The following is a 1417-nucleotide window of genomic DNA, read 5'->3' as shown; positions in this document are numbered from 1 at the left end:
GCAACGGCGGATGGGATCAACAAGCGCAAGCCAAGGTTATGCCGGCTTAAATATGCCAGTCCGCGTGTGTTGTACTCACTTTGCCAATAATTTGTTTGAGCTATCGTGCCGTCAGGGTTGTTTTCTATAATCAACATTTTTATACATTCTAAGAATTTACTGAAATTTGTTTCTGATTCTTATTGAAAATGAAATCCCACAAAAGAAGGACTAAAATCAAGAACCATTGGATATATAATAAAAAAGTACCAATTGATAATACAAAATATCCTCCTCCTGCATCTTCCCAAAAAACCCAAAATTCGATGCCTTGTAACAGGTAATAAACCAGTATCAAACTATATATGGCAAAAAAAACAATTAGAAACGAATAGATTGTATATACAAATGACAGTAAATCTGCACTCAAAGATGGTTTACTTCCAAATAGCATTAACTTACTTTTAAAATTTAGGGGTTTATTTTGCGGTGAAAGCCAAATATACAGAAAAGGTATAAGAGGGAATAGCAAATAAAAGATCAACGTCGCCGCACTTTGTCCTTTACGTAAAATTAATTGAAATAATTCATTGGAAGTTTGGCTACTCATCTTTTTCTTTCTTAGTTTCTTTAATTAAACTTAAATGGTGATCCAAAATAGAGATCAACTTCTCCGTATCATCCACATCCAATTCAATGAAACTCGTGTTTGTGTCCGTTCCATATCCGGTAATGGGATCACAAATATCATGACGTGTTTGTTCTATTGATAAGATGACTCTTTGGCCAGATAAAGCTACCGTTAATTCACTGCTTGATTCAGCTTGTTCACCATATTTATCTGTTCCACATGGGAAAACCACTCTGAGGGACTTACTGTTATACGGTTTATTCATTACATGGTCCTCTAAAATAAAAACGCCTGAAAGAATCAGGCGTTTTTAATATTATGTTTACTCCAACACGCGCCTTCTTGGGCGGTATATGTTTTAACAAGAATGTTTTACACACGGCCATCTATCAGTGACCGAACTGAAAACAATTTACGCCTTTACAATTACTTTGTCAAATTCTTTATTTCAATTCCCGTATGGCCTTTCTCAACGATTCGGATTCTTTAGCTTTTACCTCGGCTTTAGCAGCTTCGGCAGCTTGTTGTTGAACTTTTACTTGGGCTTCTTCTTCCCATTTCCTTTTTTTTACGGCGTTGTCTTCACAGTTTGCCATAATGACAGGAAATGTTTCGACGGTTATTTCATCAGATGAATAAAATGATAAACAATGTTTCATGCTTTGTTTTTGGATTCCTGTTCCATATTGGAGAATATTCAAAGTCGAACTGCCCCGATAAAGCATCGCACAAAATAACCATATAGGTATTAAAATACTTGTGGTAATTAAAAAATAGTTAATATTTTTAAAAAAGAAATAAATCGTT

General features: G+C 34.7%; 2 protein-coding genes. Both read right to left on the bottom strand.

Annotation, left to right across the window (positions count from 1 at the left end):
* Positions 1-581 precede the first annotated feature (581 nt).
* A complete protein-coding gene (locus AB0H81_RS44835; protein ID WP_358388729.1) occupies positions 582-875 on the bottom strand; it encodes a hypothetical protein in 294 nt (97 codons plus the stop codon).
* Between the two features lie 178 nt (positions 876-1053).
* Positions 1054-1417: hypothetical protein (locus AB0H81_RS44830; protein WP_358388727.1), on the bottom strand; the 364-nt coding region annotated here is incomplete at its 5' end.

Origin of the sequence: Nonomuraea sp. NPDC050691 (genome assembly GCF_040654455.1) — a bacterium.
Taxonomy (GTDB): Bacteria; Actinomycetota; Actinomycetes; order Streptosporangiales; family Streptosporangiaceae; genus Nonomuraea.
This window is presented reverse-complemented; position numbering and strand designations above follow the sequence as displayed.